Here is a 15,984-nt window from a genome sequence, read left to right on the forward strand (position 1 = left end):
CTGGTATAAGAACGCCATCTAGCCTCTAGCAGCGAAAGATCCTCCATGTTGACAGTACTGCAAACTCGATTAATTGCGCCCAGCCTGCCCAGAGACTTTACGCCGCGCGAAAGGCTGCGCGACAGCCTGCGCGCCGCCCTGAACGCGCCGGTATGCCTGGTGTGCGCGCCGGCCGGGTGTGGCAAAACCACCGGCCTGGCCGATTACGCGCAGGAAAATGCCGCTTTAACAGCCTGGCTCTCGCTGGAAGAATCGGATAACGACCCGGCGCGCTTCTGGCGCTACACCCTGGCCGCGCTGGAGCGAGTGCTGCCAGGTTTTTCCCTCGACACGCCCCTCACTCTGCCCGAAATGGGCATGACCGTGCTCACCAGCGGGCTGGATGCCCTGTGCAACCGCCTGCTCGAGGCGCCGCCCGGATTCACCCTCATTCTGGATGATCTTCAACGCATCTCCAACCCCCACCTGCTTCAGGCGCTGGCATACCTGGCCGAGCACCAGCCGGCCCATTTTCACCTGGCGCTCTCCACCCGCGTGGCGCCAGCCTTGCCGCTGGCGCGCTGGCGGGCGCGGGGGGCGCTCTCTGAAATCCGTGTCAAAGACCTGAATTTTCTACCCGACGAGGCGCGAGAGTTCTTCAGCCGCGGGGCCAGCAGCGCGGTGGATGAAACGATTCTGCGGCGCGCCCTGGAACTGTCGCGCGGGTGGGCTGCCGGACTGCGGTTGATTGACTTTGCCTTGCGCGAGCAATCGGGCAGCCTATCGGCATTAACGCGCGGACGCAAACTGGCTGCTGATTACCTGACCAGTGAAATCCTGCAAAACCTGCCACCCAACTGGTTGGATTTCTTATCCGCCGCGGCAATTGACGAACAGTTCACCGCGGAGATGGCCTGGTATGTTTCGGGGCAGGCCTCGGAAAACGCGCTCTTAGAGAGCATCCTCGAGGCGGGTCTGTTTGTTCAGACGCAGGGTGAAAGCTGGCAGCTTCACCCATTCCTGCGTGAGGCGCTGCTGCAGCAGCTTCCGCCGGTTGAGATTCAACACATGCACCAGCGCGCTGCTGCCTGGTATGAAAACCATTCTCAACCAGAGAAGGCCATTGCGCACGCCCTCAATGGGGAAGAATGGCCTTCTGCCGGCCGCCTGATTCTGCGCCAGGCCGGCATGCTCTTCGAGCGGGGTGAAATGGGCGTGCTGGAACGCTGGCTGGACGCTTTTCCCGCGGATATTCTCTCGCAAAATGCGGATTTGCTGGTTCTGCGCGCGTGGCTGCAGTACCTGCAAGGAAAAAACCTGGACGCGCAGCAAACTGCAAGCGCGATTGAGAGCCTCACCACGGACCTCCAGCCGCAGCGCCCAGATTGGTGGGGCGGACTGCGCTGTCAGTTGGCCCTTCTGCAAGAACAAAATCAGGCCGCTTTGTCTTATGCCAACTCCGCGCTAGCCAGCGCCAGCAGCGAGACATTCATCCGTGGCATGCTGCTTTCTTCGCGCGCCAACGCCCTGCAGGCTTTAGGCCGTTCTGAAGAGGCCTCGGCCAGCTACCAGGAAGCTATCAGCGCCAACCGTGGCGCGGGCAGCCTCCTTTCCAGCCTCTTCTCACTGGCCGGCTTGGGCATTGAATTGAACGAACAGGGCCAGCGGCTGCGCGCGCTGGATCTGTGCCAGCAAACCCTTGAAGACAACCAGGCGCGATCCAACCACCCACTGTTTGGGCTGGTTCACCTGCTCATGGCACGCCTGCATTGGGAAGCCAACGCCCTGGAAGAAATGCGCCTGGCGCTGGAAACCGCCGAATCGCTCCTGAGCCAGCTGGGGGTCAGCGGATTTCTCATCTCCGCGGACCTTATTCGCGTTCAGTGGCTGATTGCCTGCGAAGATTACGGTGAAGCGCTGCAGCGGGTGCAAACCAACCGGCGCAAAACCCGTTCAGAAGCATTCACCGGCTTCCGACAAATCTTCGACCTGCTGCGAGCGGAAATCGCCTTAAAAATGGGCGAGCGCCGGGCGGTGGATGCCTGGCTGGAAGAAGCCAACTTGCCCCCCACCCCGGCGGATGACCCGGCGCGGGAAATGGAGTTTATCTTCAAAGCGCGTTGTCTGATCGAGCGCGGAGAATGGGGTGACGCCAGCGCCTTGCTGGAAGACCTGCTCTTCAACGCGCAAAACAGCCATCACATCCGCGCCAGCATCGCCGTTCTGCTGCTTAAAGCCAGCTTGCTCTGGCAAAAAGGAGAAATAGGCCGGGTCAACAACTGCCTGGAAGAAGCGCTGGCACTGGCCGCGCCCCAGCAATACGTCCGTTTGCTGCTCGACTTCGGCGCGCCCCTGGCAGGCTTGTTGGCACAGATGCCTTCTGCCCCCCAGGCGATTCGCGCCTTGTTTGGCCAGCCCGAAGAAACGCAAGCCCCCACGCTGGTTGAAATGCTCACTCGCCGCGAACTGGACGTGCTGCGTCTGCTGGCCGAAAACCACACCAACAGCGAGATCGCCGCCGCTTTGGTCCTTTCCAACGAGACGGTCAAAGTGCACCTCAAACACATTTTCCAGAAGCTGGGGGTGCAAAATCGCCGCCAGGCCGTATGGCAAGCCCGTCAGATGCGCCTGATCTAACCCGCCCAAGCACAAAAACATACCCCTAAAAATAACCCGCTTCGGGGGATGGGCAGATGCCCTCCCCGCGATATGATCATACTGTCAAACAAAAAGGAGACAGAATGAAAACATTAATTGTTGGAAGCGGTGTGATTGGCACCATTTATGGATGGGCGCTGGCCGAAGCCGGCGCTGATGTAACGCACTTTGTGCGGCCGGGAAAAGCCGCCCAATTGCAAAACGGCGTATCGCTGGACGTGCTCGACGAACGGAAGGGTTATAAACCCAACCAACAGACCCGCTACGCCATCCGCTGCGTGGAAGAAGTGCGGCCGCAAGACGGCTACGAGTTGGTCATTGTTCCGGTGAATGTAAACCAATTGGAAGACGCGCTGAAAACCCTGGTGCCTTGCGTGGGCGAACAGGCCGTCTTTCTCACCCTCACCGCCAACTGGGAAGGGCCTGCCGTGCTAGACCATTATTTGCCGCGCAACCGCTACTGGATGGGCTACGCAGACGGCGGTGGGACCATCCGCGATGGCGTGTATTGGACCAATCTGGGCGCGGAGATTCACCTGGGCGTGATTGAAGGCCAGGACGAACAGCGGCTTCTCCCTATCAAAACATTATTTGAACGCGCCGGCATGAAGCCCGACATGCAGGCCAACATGCTGCACTGGTTGTGGGTTCACAACGCCTCGGCGGTGGGTTTTGCGGCCGGTTTCGCCAAATATAAAGAGTTCCAATCCTACTTTAAGGATTATGATCTGCTCAAGACCTGCCTGCACGCCACCCGCGAACTGCTCACCCTGTGTGAAAAACGCGGCGTTCGGCTGGCCGATTACCCTGAGGTTTCCTATATGGGCTGGCCAGACTGGCTGGTGTTGGGGATTATGCGCTGGATGTTTGCCACCAACCGCAGCATGCAGCGGTATACGGCGCACGCGGCTTCCGCTGGAAGCCTGCGCGAAACCAAAGCTAATTTCGACGCGATGCTGCTCACCGCGGAAGAGACCGGAACGCCCGTGCCCGCATTGCGCAGCCTGTATATCTATCTGCAAAATCAGGGGAAGCAATCATGAACATTTTAGTCATTGGCACAGGGGTCATCGGAACAATCTACGGCATGGCACTTTCCAACGCCGGGCATCAGGTAACCCATTATGTGCGTCCAGGTAAAGGCCAGCAATTCACCAACGGAATCCGCGTCCATATCTTAGATGGGCGCGGTAAAAAACCGCACGAATATGAAACCCACTACGATCTGAAGGTGACAGAAACGCTGGCATCGCAGCCCGACTATGATCTCATTCTGGTCAGCGTGCGCCATTATCAGCTACCGGCCTTGCTGCCGCTGCTGCGTGAGCATGCCGGTCAGGCAGATATCTTGTTCTTCAACGGCAACTGGCAGGGTTTGGATGAAATAGACGCCTGCCTGCCGCGCTCACGCTATTTGTGGGGTTTCCCGGTGGCGGGCGGCGGTTATACCCCGGATAGCACGCTCAACGCCGCTCTGCTGGATGAAATTCGTCTGGGTGAAATCGACGGGCAAGAAACTCCGCGGCTGCAGCGCATCAAGGCCGCCTTCGAAAGCGCGGAGCTGAAAGTGGATGTGCAGGCAAATATCCTGCACTGGCTGTGGGTGCATTTCGCAATCAACAGCGGTGTCATTGGGGCCGCCTTCAAAGCCGGTGGCGCGCGCGCGCTGCTCAACAGCATCCCTCGCCTGCGTGAGGCCATTCTGGCTGGCCGCGAAGCGCTGGAAGTCTGTAAGCGGCGCGGTGTCAAGATCGCCGATTTTGAAGACGCGCGCTCGTTTTCTCAGCCAGCCTGGCTGGGAGCAGTCGCGATCTGGGCCATGATGAAAACCAACCTCCCCGCCCGCAGAATTATGGAAACCCACACCGCGGTGGATGAGCTGCAAGCCATCTTTTCTGATGTGCGAACAACCGGGGAACAGCTGCAAGTGAGTATGCCGTACTTTCAATCGCTGCGCGCCTATGTAGAAAGCCCGCGCCTGGTGTCTGATTAATCCGGCGTTCGCGAAGCAGCGCGCCCTTCTATGACCAAGAAAGGGCGCGCTGCCCATTTTTTGGCAACCTTTCCACGCGATCAAAACCGAGCCGAATTATAATGAAACTCTGGCGGTGAATACCAGCAGAGTGCCGCGCGCAAACCCCTCTTTCCACGCGGGAGGTTCTGTATGACCTGGTTCAAAGAATTGACCGGTTTTAACGAAACAGATGCCAGTGACGTTCGCCAGAAACTGATTCTGGACGGCGAAACGCTCACCTCTACGGTCAACGGACGGCGCCTGGTTTGCGGCCGCCTCGAGACCCCCTCACTTGGCGATCTGCGCCAGCGGGCGCGGGCAAACCAGTCCAACAGAGGGCGGCTAACCGCGCGTGAAGTGATCGCCGATGTGCGCGATCTGCACGCTAATGTTGAAAACGCCGGCGCGCTCTTTCAGGTCGCCTCGCAATTCAACCTGCTGGAAATGGTTTCGCCGTCTGTTACCCCGGAAGACGGCATCAGCCGCTATGAAAACGACCATACGCAGGGGCCTGCTTGCGCCGTCGCGGCCGGGGCAGGCACCATTTTTCGCAATTATTTCGCGCCGGTGAATGGTCAAACCGGCCAAACCGCCCACAACCAGATCGACTGCCTGGCAGACCTGGGCCGCGCGTTGGGCAACTCCGATTCGCGCCTGTGGCAGATGAAAAATGGTTACGCCCTGGCCACAGCACAGGGCCTGGACGAAATTGCCACCCGCCTGCGCGCCGCCAGCGAAACCGAGCGGGACAGTCTGCGCCAGCTTTTACGCATTGGCCTTCAGTGGAACACCCAGGTAACCCTGCCCAACTGCGCGCACCTCGTAACGCAAGCCTACTGCGCCGCTCTGCCGGTCGCATATGGCCCTGAACCCGCAGAGCGATGGGAGGCTTTCGCCCGCCTGGTGCTGGAGGCTGCCTACGAGGCGACCCTGTGCGCCGCTGTTCTGAACGCGCGCCCGCGCGCCTATCTCACCCTGCTGGGCGGTGGTGTGTTCGGGAATCAACCGGAATGGATTTTGGACGCGCTGCACCGCGCGCTGCAGATCTTCGCAGCGTCGAATCTCGAGATCAGCATTGTAAGTTATGGCCGCTCCAATCCGGCTGTGCAAGCCATGCTTGAACAACTCACCTGAAAGGGACGGGCGGATTCGGTTTGCGTGTGAATCATCCGGGTTGAAAATAGCGCGGTCCGCTGCCGGGTTGGAAGATCTTTTTGGCTATCCCTTGCAGAAAGCTTCCTTTTATCCGCGCGATCAGCGCACTATAATTTAATCAGGGCTTGCCTCTCAAATAAAACCGGGGCGGGAGTAATATATGGAAGAAGATCCACAGGAAAGCATATCGGAGCAGCCCTTACCGGGGCGAATGGCCGAGTACGGCACCCTGCGCGATGAGATTCTCAGGCGCATGGAGATGCGCAATTCGATTGTGTTCGGCACGCTGACCTTTACCGGCGCGCTGCTGGGGTTCGGCCTGGAGACCCCAGCGCTGGCCCTGCTCTACCCAATCATCGCCATGTTTCTGGCAGCCGCCTGGGTGCAAAACGACACCGTGATCAGCAACCTGGGCCGCTACATCCGCGAAAACCTGGAAGACGCGCAGACCGGCCTGCGGTGGGAAACCGAGCGCCAAAAGAACCGGCTGCGCGAAGCGCAAAGCGGCAAAATTTACCCGTCGGCCATTTTTTCCAGCGAGGGCGTGTTCCTCATCACCCAGGGTATGGCGCTGTTGATTGGTTTTGCCAACCAGCCGCGCTTTACCATCCTGGAATGGGGACTGAGCGCGGCGGCTGTAATCTGCATCCTGCTCACCATCGCGTTCTTCCACTATTCCAGCATCAACAATATCCGCTGAGCAATGCCGGGCAGCCGGAAAGCCAGGCGCTGGCCACGCGACAAAGCCCATTTTGATAATTGAATCAGGCGGGGAGAAAATAATGACTCAAGAAATTATCATCCTCACTCTGCCCATGCCCTTTGGCATGGGGGCGGTCAACAGTTACCTGATTAAAAATCCGGCCGGGCAAATCTTAATTGACAGCGGCAGCCCGCGGGCGCGCAAAGCCCTGCGCGAGCAGCTCACCAGCGCGGGCTGTGAGGAAGACCGCCTGCGCCTGGTTTTACTCACCCACGGCGATTTCGACCACATTGGCAACGCGGCCCATCTGCGCGCCTGCTGCGGTGTGCCGTTGGCCATGCACCGCGAAGAAGCCTGCATGGCCGAGCGCGGCGATATGTTTGCCAACCGCCAAAAACCCAGCGCGCTGGTGCGCGTGCTGGTGCCGTTCTTCACCGGCTTTGGGCGCGCCGAGCGCTTTTGTCCGGACGTGCTGCTCGAAGACGGCAGCGACCTCTTACCGTATGGTCTGGATGCGCGCGTTGTGTGGCTGCCCGGCCACTCGCGCGGATCCATCGGCGTGCTGACCGCCAACGGCGAACTGTTCTGCGGCGACCTGTTTGAAAACCGCGAAGCCCCCACGCTCAACTCCCTGCTCGACGACGCGACCGCCGCCCAGGCCAGCGCCGCGCGCCTGGCGGGGCTGAACATTCAGCGCGTCTACCCCGGCCACGGCCAGCCCTTCACATGGGAGGAGTTAAAGAAGGGATAAGCATAACCTTGATTGCAGGAAAACAGGAATAAATAAAAATACCAATCAGAGGGGGATTTCACATGGATCATCCAAGTCAAGATCTGAAAGACCAGTCAGGCTCTCCAACCGCCGGCGATCAAGAAAACAGCAGCGCGACAGAAAATGCAGGCGACAGCAAGAGCGATGAAGCCAGCCTTCAGTTTATACTCTTAGTGGCTTTTTTTGTCGCCACCATCATTGGAATGGTTTGGGTCGCGACCCAATATGTTCGTTACGTCAACCAAATTCTCAATATCAGCTTTTGGGTAACCATTGGGTTATCGGTGTTTGCGGTGGGCTTGCTCGCCTGGGCCTTCGTGCAAAAAAGAGCACAGGATGATTTCCCTGCAATACTGGTCGGATTCTACTCCCTGTGGCTTTGCCTGGTCGCAGGGGGGCTGGTTTACCTCATTTACGCTCCCCCTACCGCCCCGGCGGATTATGAAAGCACCTTTGCGACCCTGCTCAATATGGATTTTCAAGCTGACAATTGGATGATCAACGCATTAAAAATCGGCTTTGGCGGCGAAGACTCACCGGTTGATTCCACCATTGAATTCATTGCTTCACAGGCCTTTGCTCTTCCGTTTATGTTCCTTACCTTCCTGGCCATCTTTGGCATCCAGGCCAACCTGGCATGGGCATTCATCAAAAAAGTTCCTCTACAAATATCAATCTATTTGTTAGCAGGTGCGCTAGTCACGGCGACCATATCGGCGATTTTTTTGTTATAACAGACCAATCTCAAGCCAGGGAGAAACCAATGACAACCAATCATGACCCGCAAGAAGATGATCCGGCCATCAGCGTCATTATTGAGCAAGCCGCCTGCCCTGGCGCACCGCCTTGTCAGCTCACTCCCGCGCGCGGCGCGGCCATAAGATGAACAGCAGCGCCGCCAGCAGCAGCACAACCATCGAAAGGCTGGTAAAGCTGCCAACCGTCTCGCTCACGCGCTGCCACTGCTCGGCGAACAAATAGCCCAGCCCGCCGTAGATGAATACCCACAAGAGCTGCCCGGCCACATCATACAACAGAAAGCGCAAATAGGGGTAGCGGCTGCCGGCGATGAAGTTGACCGCCGGGGCCAGCGGGGTGAACCAGAAACGCGTCAGCAGAATGGCCCACGCCCCCTGACGGTTGATCACGGACTGCGCGCGCTGCCAAGCCGCCCTTTTTTCCAGGCGCAGGCGCAGACGCTCGCCGGCCCAGCGCCCCAAAAAATACTCAAAGTGATCGGCCAGCGAGGCACCTGCCAGGCAGGCCAGCCCGGCCAGCCGCCAGTCCAGCAGCCCCTCATGCGCAAAGGCGCCCGCGGCAATAATCACCATCGTGATCGGAAACGGAATCCCCAGCGAACCGGCAAACGCCACCAGCAGCAGCAGCGGCACACCGTACGCAGCCAGGTGAGTAACCGTCCAATTTGCCAGTGAATTCATCCACCCTTCCATTCCTGCCCTTCAATCGCTCAACCGGATGATTCTGATCATACTGCGCGCCAGCCTACGCCGGACACAGAAATTTTACCAAACAAGGCGCCGGGCTGGTTATTTTTTCTTCTTCGCCGCGGCCTTGGCCTGGTTTTCCCCCACCCGAAAAAGGGTAATCTCGCGGATCAAATCAAAGGGAATCGGCTGCTCCAGCGGGAACTGCACCGCGCCCTTCGAAGTTTCATACGGCGCCAGCGCTTCCGAATAGGCCTCAATGCCCGAGGGAGCGGGGTAAAAGCCGATATGCTTTTTGTGCGCGGCAAAATGCACCAGGTTGCCGTGCAGATAAAAAGTGGGCATGCCGTAGCTGATCTTTTCTTGCGCCTCGGGCGCGGCCTGGCGAATCGTCTCGCGGATTTTTTGCAGCAGCGGCTGTACCGCTGCGGGGCAGCCGGCAATATACGCGTCAATCGTCAGCGGATTCACTTGCATGGGATCGCCTCCTTCGGCTCGAGCCGGTTTGTACGCACCATTGTAAACCGCCGCCGCCAGAAGTTCAATCCGCCTGCCTCACAATTGACCAGGCCGCCGCTACTCGCCAATCGCGGGAAAATCTCCCTCGCCCACATCTTGCGCCGAGGCTGTGCCGCCGGTGACCGTGTGCAGGGTTACGTCCCAAATGGTGTACGCGCTGGCGCTGGTGGAAAATTCAAACGCGTCTGTAAAGCGCTGGCGGCGGGGATCGGTCATGAATTCTTTGCCGTTCCAATCCGAGCCGGTGCTGAAGTAGAGCGCGTAGGTGCCGTCTTGAATGCCCTGCAGGGTAAACTTCTCTCCGGCGCGAATGTAAGCAGCCATCACCGCCTGATCGTTGGCGGTCAGAATCACCACCCCATCTTTCGCTGTGCCGTTGTCGACTGTCATGGTGCCATACCCGCCGCCCTCTCCGCGCTGGATCCAGCCCGTCTGGGGGTGAAAAACGCCCAGAGGGATCTGCTCGCAGGGGATGCGCAGCTCAATATACTGCTCGCCGCCCGCCACCCAGCCTTCCAGCCCGCTGCTGCGGCTTTTCATCTTCACCCAACTGCAGTTCTCAAACTGGCCGGTAATGTCCAGTTCTTCACCGCGATTCAACTGTCCCAGCGCGGTATACGTAGTTCCCGGCCCCTCGCGCACATTCAACACACTCACGGCCACCATCGCGCCGGGGGTGGGTGTGGTCGTCGGCGAGGGAACGGCCGTGGGACTGGGGATGATGGTGGCGGTAGGCGTTTCTATGGGCGCCTGGGCGGTGAGGGTGGCATAGATGCCTGCCGCCACTTCAGTCGCCAGTGTATCCATCTTTTCCTGCGAAGGCGCACAAGCGGCGCACAGCAGGCTCAAACACACCAGCAAGACCAGGCCAAGCAGATCCATCTGGCGCTTTTTCATTTCGTACTCCTTTTCCAAATCCAACAGCCGGGGAAGAAGAAGCGTTGAACAGGCCAATCAAGAGAAGAGAGCGGGCGGCTTTCACGCGGAGCCGGCCTGATGATCAGGGCGCCCGCCCCCAAAAAAATGGACTAGAGATTCTTAAGCAGCGTTCCCAATACGAGAATCACCAGCCCAACCGCCACCAGCCAAAACGCGAAATCTGAGATTGTGGGGACCGCTGTCAGGTACGAAATGATCCCTACCGCTCCAAGAATAACTGCAATCCACCAGGTTGCCGCTTTCGGTGCGCTTCGTTTCATGGCCTTTTCTCCTTTTTCTCAAAACAGGCAATCTCTCCTGGCCCCGCGGTCCGCTGACCAGTCGTGGAGAGGCTGTCAAAGGCGCATTTGCACGCTGCGGAGACAATTTTTCTTCCCCGCTTACTATTGATTATACAGACATTTATGGAGCATGGGAGAATAGCGATACGGCTGGATCAATCACCCGCGACCGGCGGTTGGGCCAACATGGCGCCCGCCTCGCGGCCGCACACCGGCCGGGCAATCAAGAATCCCTGGGCATATTCGCACTTCAACGCCTTGAGCCTGGCAAGCTGATCATCCGTCTCCACCCCTTCAGCCACCACCTTCATGCCCAGGCCGTGCGCCAGGGTCAAGATCGTTTGCACAATCTCCTGACCGCCCCCGCCCGGCTCCAGGCGATTGATGAAGGTGCGGTCAATTTTTAAGGTGTCAATCGGCAGCGTGTGCAGATAGCCCAGCCAGGAATAGCCCGTGCCAAAATCATCAATCTGCACCTGAATGCCCAGCGCGCGCAGCCTGTCGAGCATGCGCCCGGTGGCCTGCGAATCTTCCACAATCAGGCTCTCGGTCAGTTCCAATTTGAGACTGCCGGGCGAAAGCTGGTATTTGGTTAAAATTTCCACAATCTTTTCCAGCAGGTTCACTTCGGCACACTGGCGCGTAGATAGATTGACGTTCATCGTCAGCGGCGGGTCTTGCGGGTAAACGGTCTGCCAGTCGCGCAGCTGGCGGCAGGCTTCATCCAGCACCCAGTAACCGATCGGCACAATCAGTCCAATCTCTTCGGCAATGGGGATGAACTCTGCCGGCAGAATGAGACCGCGCTGCGGGTGCTGCCAGCGCACCAGTGCCTCAAAGCCGATAATTTTGCGCGTGGTCAGGTCCACAATCGGCTGGTAGTGAACCAAAAACTCGCCCTGCTCCAGCGCGCGGCGCATATCGTTCTCCAGCTCCAGGCGCGACAAAACGCTCTCCAGCATGGAGAGATCGAAAACCTCATAGCGTCCGCGGCCGTGACGCTTGGCGCGGTACATGGCAATATCGGCGTCGCGCAGAATTTCTTCGGCGCTGGCATACCGCGCGTCGCCCAGCACAATGCCCATACTGACCGAAATGAACACGCGGTGCTGTTCCAACTGCGCCGGTTCAGCCAGCGCGCGCTGAATGCGCTCAGCCACATGCAGGTAGCCGGTGGTTGTTTCCAGCTCTTCCAATAAAATAACAAATTCATCCCCACCCAGGCGCGCCACCGTATCCTCGCCGCGCACCGAGGCCGTCAGGCGGCGCGCGCTTTCCATCAGCAGCAGATCGCCAATATTGTGGCCCAGGCTGTCATTCACCACCTTAAAATGGTCGAGATCTAAAAATAAAACCGCGTAGTTATACTGCTTGCGCCGCCGGGCGCGTTCCATCACATGGCTCAGACGGTCCATCAGTAAATTGCGGTTGGCGGTATCGGTCAGCGGGTCGTGCAGCGCGGAATAGACCAGCTGGTCTTGCGCTGTCTTGCGGCTCACCAGCTCAACCTGCAGCTGCTCATTCACCTGACGCAATTGCGCGGTGCGCTCGGCCACCTTCTGCTCCAGACCCGCGGTGAGCGCCTGCAGGCGGTCGATCATGTGGTTGAGATAGGTATTCAATTCGCCAAACTCGTCGGACGTGGAAACCTCAATCCGCTGGCTTAAATCACCGGTTTCCACCTTGCGGAACAGGTCGATCATGGCGCGAAACGGCGCAGAGAAATAGGAAACCAGATGATAGACTAAAAAGATACCCAAAACGACCCCGCCAACCCCCGCGTTGATGATCACCAGCAGCGCGTTCCGCACCAGTTGGTCAGAGCGCGCAATGTCATCCTGAATCAAAAGCACCTGGTGATAAGCCGTCGGCACGGTCAGCAGCAAGCTGATCAGCACCACGCCCAGCACAGACAGGGCCAGCTTGACGCGCAGGCGCATACCCTTAAGGCCGGTGATTTGTGTTTCAAACTGGCGGGGCAGCAAAGCCTGAATGACGGGCTTAAACCACTGGTCAAGCAGCAGGTTTTCCATGATCAGGTTGGCCAGGCTGGCAGCCATCGCCGCGAAGAAGATGTGCGCCAGCTGCACCACGCTGAGCCGCAGGCCAAAATAGCCATACAGCAGGGTGGGCAGCAGCACCACCAACAGCAGTTCCACAAACTCGCGCACCACAAAAAACCGGGTAGCCTGGTTGGCCTGCTCCCAGGCGCGCTCTTCCTGCCGCGGATCATGCATGGCCTCGCCCGGCTGGTAGAGGCTCGCCAGGCGCGCGAAGAGATCGCGGTTGCGCAGGTAAAACTGGCCCAGCACAGAAAAATTCCGCAACCACACAGCCACCCCACCAAACAGCAGCAGGCTCAAGCCCTGATCGCGGCTCAACCCCGCGTTGGTTTGCACAGGCATCGCGGTGAGCAGCAACATCAACGGTGTGTTAACCAGCTGCATCAGCAGCAGCGTGAGAATCGGGTACCACCTGCCCGTGCGATTGAGCAGTTGGACCAATATCGCGGGTGTGCCGGCCTGGTTCAATAAAATCCCCTCTTTTGCGGACCCGGTTGTTGGCGGCGCGCGAACGTGCGCCGCTTTCTGTGTAAGAATGTTGCAAGGTTCATACTCATAGTATCGGCAGATGGTGGAAATTCTTCAGAGAATGAAATTTTTTACGTCCAAATCCCGTAGGGTGCGTTCGTTGTCGCGGGTTTTGCGCCCCCGAGCGAAGCGAGCGGGGTCAACGCACCGCTTAACATCCCGGTGCGTTCTACGCCGCTGCGCGGCTGCGAACACACCCTACTCTTTCTCGTTTTTCTGTAGCACAATAGACCCAACCCAATCCCCATTCAAATGATCGGTCCAAATCCCGTAGGGTGCGTTCGTTGTGTGAACGCACCGCTTAAAAAACATGGTGCGTTCTACGCCGCTGCGCGGCTGCGAACACACCCTACTCTTTCTCGTTTTTCTGTGGCACAATAGACCCAACCCAATCCCCATTCAAGGATGTATCCATGCCAGACATTCATAACGTGGCCATTCTCGGCGCGGGGGCGATGGGCGCGTACTTCGCTGCCCAATTCGCCAGCGCACCCGGCTTCTCCACCACCCTCATTGCCAGCGGAGAGCGCCGCGAGCGGCTCAACCGCGACGGGCTGACCGTCAACGGGCAAACCTATCACATCCCCGCCATCGACCCGGCGCAGGCCACCACCACCGCTGACCTGATTCTGGTGGCGCTTAAACATCACCAGCTCGCGGACGCCGTCAGCCAGCTCGACCGGCTGGTGGGCGAGCAGACCATTTTCCTCTCGGTGATGAATGGGTTGGAGAGTGAAGAGATCATCGCGGCGCGTTACGGCGCGGAGAAAGTGCTTTACGCCATCTCGCTGGGCATCGACGCGGTGCGCGAGGGCAACCGGGTAACCTACACCAGGCCCGGCACGCACTACTTTGGCGAGGCGCGCAACGAACAGATCAGCCCGCGCGTGCACCGCGTACAGCAGGCCTTCGACCGGGCAGGCATTCGCCACCAGACCCCCACGGATATGCTGCGCATGCTATGGTGGAAATTTATGATCAACGTGGGTGTCAACCAGGCCTCGGCGGTAATGCGCGCGCCCTACGGTGTGTTCCATAATAACCCCCACGCCCAGGCACTGATGGAAGCCCTGATGCGTGAGGTGGTGGCGCTGGCCCAGGTGGCGGGTGTCAATCTTTCCGAGCAGGACATCACCGATTGGTACCCGGTGCTGCGTCAGCTCTCTCCGCTGGGCAAAACCTCCATGCTGCAAGACGTGGAAGCCGGCCGCAAAACCGAGGTGGAAATGTTCGGCGGTAAGGTGGTGGCATTGGGAAAAGCGCACAGCGTGCCTACCCCGGTCAATGAAACCGTGGTGCAGATCATCCGCGTGCTGGAAGAAACCGGAGGGTAATCGTGCCCGCTCAGGGCTGCGGCTCGCGCGCCTCGCTCCAAACCGTTACGCGGTTGCGCCCGGTCTGTTTGGACTGGTAGAGCGCCTGGTCGGCCTTGATGGAAATTTCTTCGGCCTCCATGCCGTGATCGGGGTAAGCAGCCACCCCCAGCGAGATGGTAACGCGCAGCAGGCTGCCCTGGCATTCAACGGTCTGATTTTCAATCTGCGCGCGGATCTGTTCGGCGCGGGCGGTGGCCTGCTCCACGTCAATGCCCGGCATCACAATTATGAATTCCTCTCCCCCATAACGGCAAACAATATCCGAGCCGCGCGTCAGGCTCTTGATGGCGCGCGCCACCTCCACCAGCATGCGGTCACCGGCCTGGTGCCCATGCGAGTCGTTGATCTTCTTAAACAGATCCAGGTCGGCAATCAGAATGCTGAGACTCTTCTGCTCGCGCATCACCCGCTGCAGCTCGCGCGGCAGCGTCTCGCTGAGATAGCGGCGGTTATACAACCCGGTCAGCGGATCGCGAATGGTCTGCTCTCGCAGCTCTTTGTGCAGGCGCTCCACCTCGGCCACGCGGTGATTTAACTGCTCATTGGCGGCTTTGAGCGCGTCTTCGGTTTGCTTGCGCTCGCTGATGTCGCGCGCCACGCATTGAAGCTGCTGCGGCTGGCCCTGAATGTCTCGCACCAGGTCCAAGTAGGCCTCCACCGGGAAGAGCGTGCCGTCTTTACGGCGGAACTGGCTTTCCAGGTGCGGCAGCAATTCGCCGGAAAGCAGCGTTTCCAGCGCCTGGCGGTTCTGCTCGCGGTCGGGCGCAATCTGGCTCACCGGCAGGCCAGGGAACCGGTCCACCGGGTAGCCGAACATCTCGGCGGCGCGCTGGTTGGCCGCCAGGCAGCGCCCCTGCAGATCAATCATCAGCACCGCGTCGTGCGTTTGCTCAAACAAATTGCGGTAACGCGCTTCACTCTCGCGCAGGCGCGCTTCTGTTTGTGCGCGCTCGGTGATCTCTTTACGCGAGCGCTCCAGCGCCCTGGCAAGAATGCGGTGCGAAAAGTACGACAACCAGCCGGTAAGGCCAAAGAGCAGCACATACAGCACCCAGATGATCAGTTGGGTTTCATAGGTCTGCTCAGGAAAGATGCCCGCCTGCTGTCCCAGCACATAGCCGCCCAACAGCAGCGAGCTGGCAATCGTCGAGAGCGTGATGCCCCACACCCCAAACAGAATGCCGGAAGAAACCACCATAAACAAATAGGTGGAAGTAGTGGGGGTAAAAACGCTTCCCAGGCTGATGATGGAGGCCGTGATCAGGATGAATCCCAGCACCATAAACCACAGCCCGCTGCTTTTAACCCGCCCTTGGAACAAACGGCGCCGCAGCCACAAGCCAGCCAGCAGCATCAAACCATCGATGACCTTGGTGAGGGTGGGAATATCCCTGCTCCATCCAATCACAGGCAGCAGCAAGACCATGAAGAAAATCACCGCCAGGGCGATGGCGTTCAGCAGTTGGGCCTGATGGGTTTTCTCTTCATCGCCTGCAAAAAATGGTGCTTCCAGCCAGCGCAAGAAGTGGTTAACAACCGGTAAGTTCATTCT

The 15,984-nt window shown here is 58.9% G+C and carries 15 protein-coding genes; 9 read left to right on the plus strand and 6 right to left on the minus strand.

What is annotated here, in order from left to right:
* The first annotated feature begins 45 nt into the window (after positions 1-45).
* The 8 genes from ADN00_RS10085 to ADN00_RS20420 all read left to right on the plus strand — a co-directional run bounded on the left by ADN00_RS10085 (position 46) and on the right by ADN00_RS20420 (position 8,167).
* Complete coding sequence (locus ADN00_RS10085) at positions 46-2,616, plus strand: LuxR C-terminal-related transcriptional regulator (protein WP_075062854.1); 2,571 nt, start codon at positions 46-48, stop codon at positions 2,614-2,616.
* Positions 2,617-2,720: 104 nt separating this feature from the next.
* Entirely contained in the window at positions 2,721-3,680 is a 960-nt protein-coding gene (locus tag ADN00_RS10090; RefSeq protein ID WP_075062855.1) for a ketopantoate reductase family protein, read from the plus strand.
* A complete protein-coding gene (locus ADN00_RS10095) occupies positions 3,677-4,630 on the plus strand; it encodes a ketopantoate reductase family protein (RefSeq protein ID WP_075062856.1) in 954 nt (317 codons plus the stop codon). Before ADN00_RS10090 ends, ADN00_RS10095 begins: the two co-directional genes overlap by 4 nt.
* Before the next feature lie 171 nt (positions 4,631-4,801).
* Complete coding sequence (locus tag ADN00_RS10100) at positions 4,802-5,785, plus strand: hypothetical protein (RefSeq protein WP_075062857.1); 984 nt, start codon at positions 4,802-4,804, stop codon at positions 5,783-5,785.
* Between the two features lie 181 nt (positions 5,786-5,966).
* Positions 5,967-6,506 carry a hypothetical protein gene (locus ADN00_RS10105; protein WP_075062858.1) on the plus strand — a complete coding sequence of 180 codons (540 nt, stop codon included), beginning with the start codon at positions 5,967-5,969 and terminating at the stop codon, positions 6,504-6,506.
* 82 nt (positions 6,507-6,588) lie between these two features.
* Positions 6,589-7,260, plus strand: a complete 672-nt coding sequence (locus ADN00_RS10110; protein ID WP_075062859.1) for an MBL fold metallo-hydrolase — start codon at positions 6,589-6,591, stop codon at positions 7,258-7,260.
* 62 nt (positions 7,261-7,322) lie between these two features.
* The gene (locus tag ADN00_RS10115; RefSeq protein WP_075062860.1) at positions 7,323-8,015 is read left to right on the plus strand and encodes a hypothetical protein; all 693 of its coding nucleotides are present in this window, start codon (positions 7,323-7,325) and stop codon (positions 8,013-8,015) included.
* A 29-nt stretch (positions 8,016-8,044) separates the two neighbouring features.
* Positions 8,045-8,167: a hypothetical protein gene (locus ADN00_RS20420; protein ID WP_269083467.1), complete on the plus strand. Its 123-nt coding sequence runs from the start codon at positions 8,045-8,047 to the stop codon at positions 8,165-8,167.
* Here the strand turns inward: ADN00_RS20420 and ADN00_RS10120 are convergent.
* From ADN00_RS10120 to ADN00_RS10135, 5 genes are all read right to left on the minus strand, one after another.
* Positions 8,136-8,720 carry a DedA family protein gene (locus ADN00_RS10120; protein WP_075062861.1) on the minus strand — a complete coding sequence of 195 codons (585 nt, stop codon included), beginning with the start codon at positions 8,718-8,720 and terminating at the stop codon, positions 8,136-8,138. The genes ADN00_RS20420 and ADN00_RS10120 overlap by 32 nt on opposite strands.
* Positions 8,721-8,828: 108 nt before the next feature.
* Positions 8,829-9,203, minus strand: coding sequence for an iron chaperone (locus ADN00_RS10125; RefSeq protein WP_075062862.1), 375 nt, complete (start codon positions 9,201-9,203; stop codon positions 8,829-8,831).
* A gap of 99 nt (positions 9,204-9,302) precedes the next feature.
* Positions 9,303-10,142, minus strand: a complete 840-nt coding sequence (locus ADN00_RS10130) for an SH3 domain-containing protein (RefSeq protein WP_075062863.1) — start codon at positions 10,140-10,142, stop codon at positions 9,303-9,305.
* A gap of 131 nt (positions 10,143-10,273) precedes the next feature.
* A complete protein-coding gene (locus tag ADN00_RS19995) occupies positions 10,274-10,444 on the minus strand; it encodes a hypothetical protein (protein WP_160317511.1) in 171 nt (56 codons plus the stop codon).
* A gap of 176 nt (positions 10,445-10,620) precedes the next feature.
* On the minus strand, positions 10,621-12,996 hold the full coding sequence (locus ADN00_RS10135) for a putative bifunctional diguanylate cyclase/phosphodiesterase (RefSeq protein WP_075062864.1): 2,376 nt from the start codon (positions 12,994-12,996) through the stop codon (positions 10,621-10,623).
* Between the two features lie 473 nt (positions 12,997-13,469).
* On the opposite strand from ADN00_RS10135, the gene ADN00_RS10140 reads away from it, so the two are divergent.
* Positions 13,470-14,390: a ketopantoate reductase family protein gene (locus ADN00_RS10140; protein ID WP_075062865.1), complete on the plus strand. Its 921-nt coding sequence runs from the start codon at positions 13,470-13,472 to the stop codon at positions 14,388-14,390.
* A 10-nt stretch (positions 14,391-14,400) separates the two neighbouring features.
* On the opposite strand, the gene ADN00_RS10145 is transcribed toward ADN00_RS10140, so the two are convergent.
* Complete coding sequence (locus ADN00_RS10145; RefSeq protein WP_160317512.1) at positions 14,401-15,981, minus strand: sensor domain-containing diguanylate cyclase; 1,581 nt, start codon at positions 15,979-15,981, stop codon at positions 14,401-14,403.
* Between the last annotated feature and the right edge of the window lie 3 nt (positions 15,982-15,984).

This window comes from Ornatilinea apprima (assembly GCF_001306115.1).
Lineage (GTDB): Bacteria > Chloroflexota > Anaerolineae > Anaerolineales > Anaerolineaceae > Ornatilinea > Ornatilinea apprima.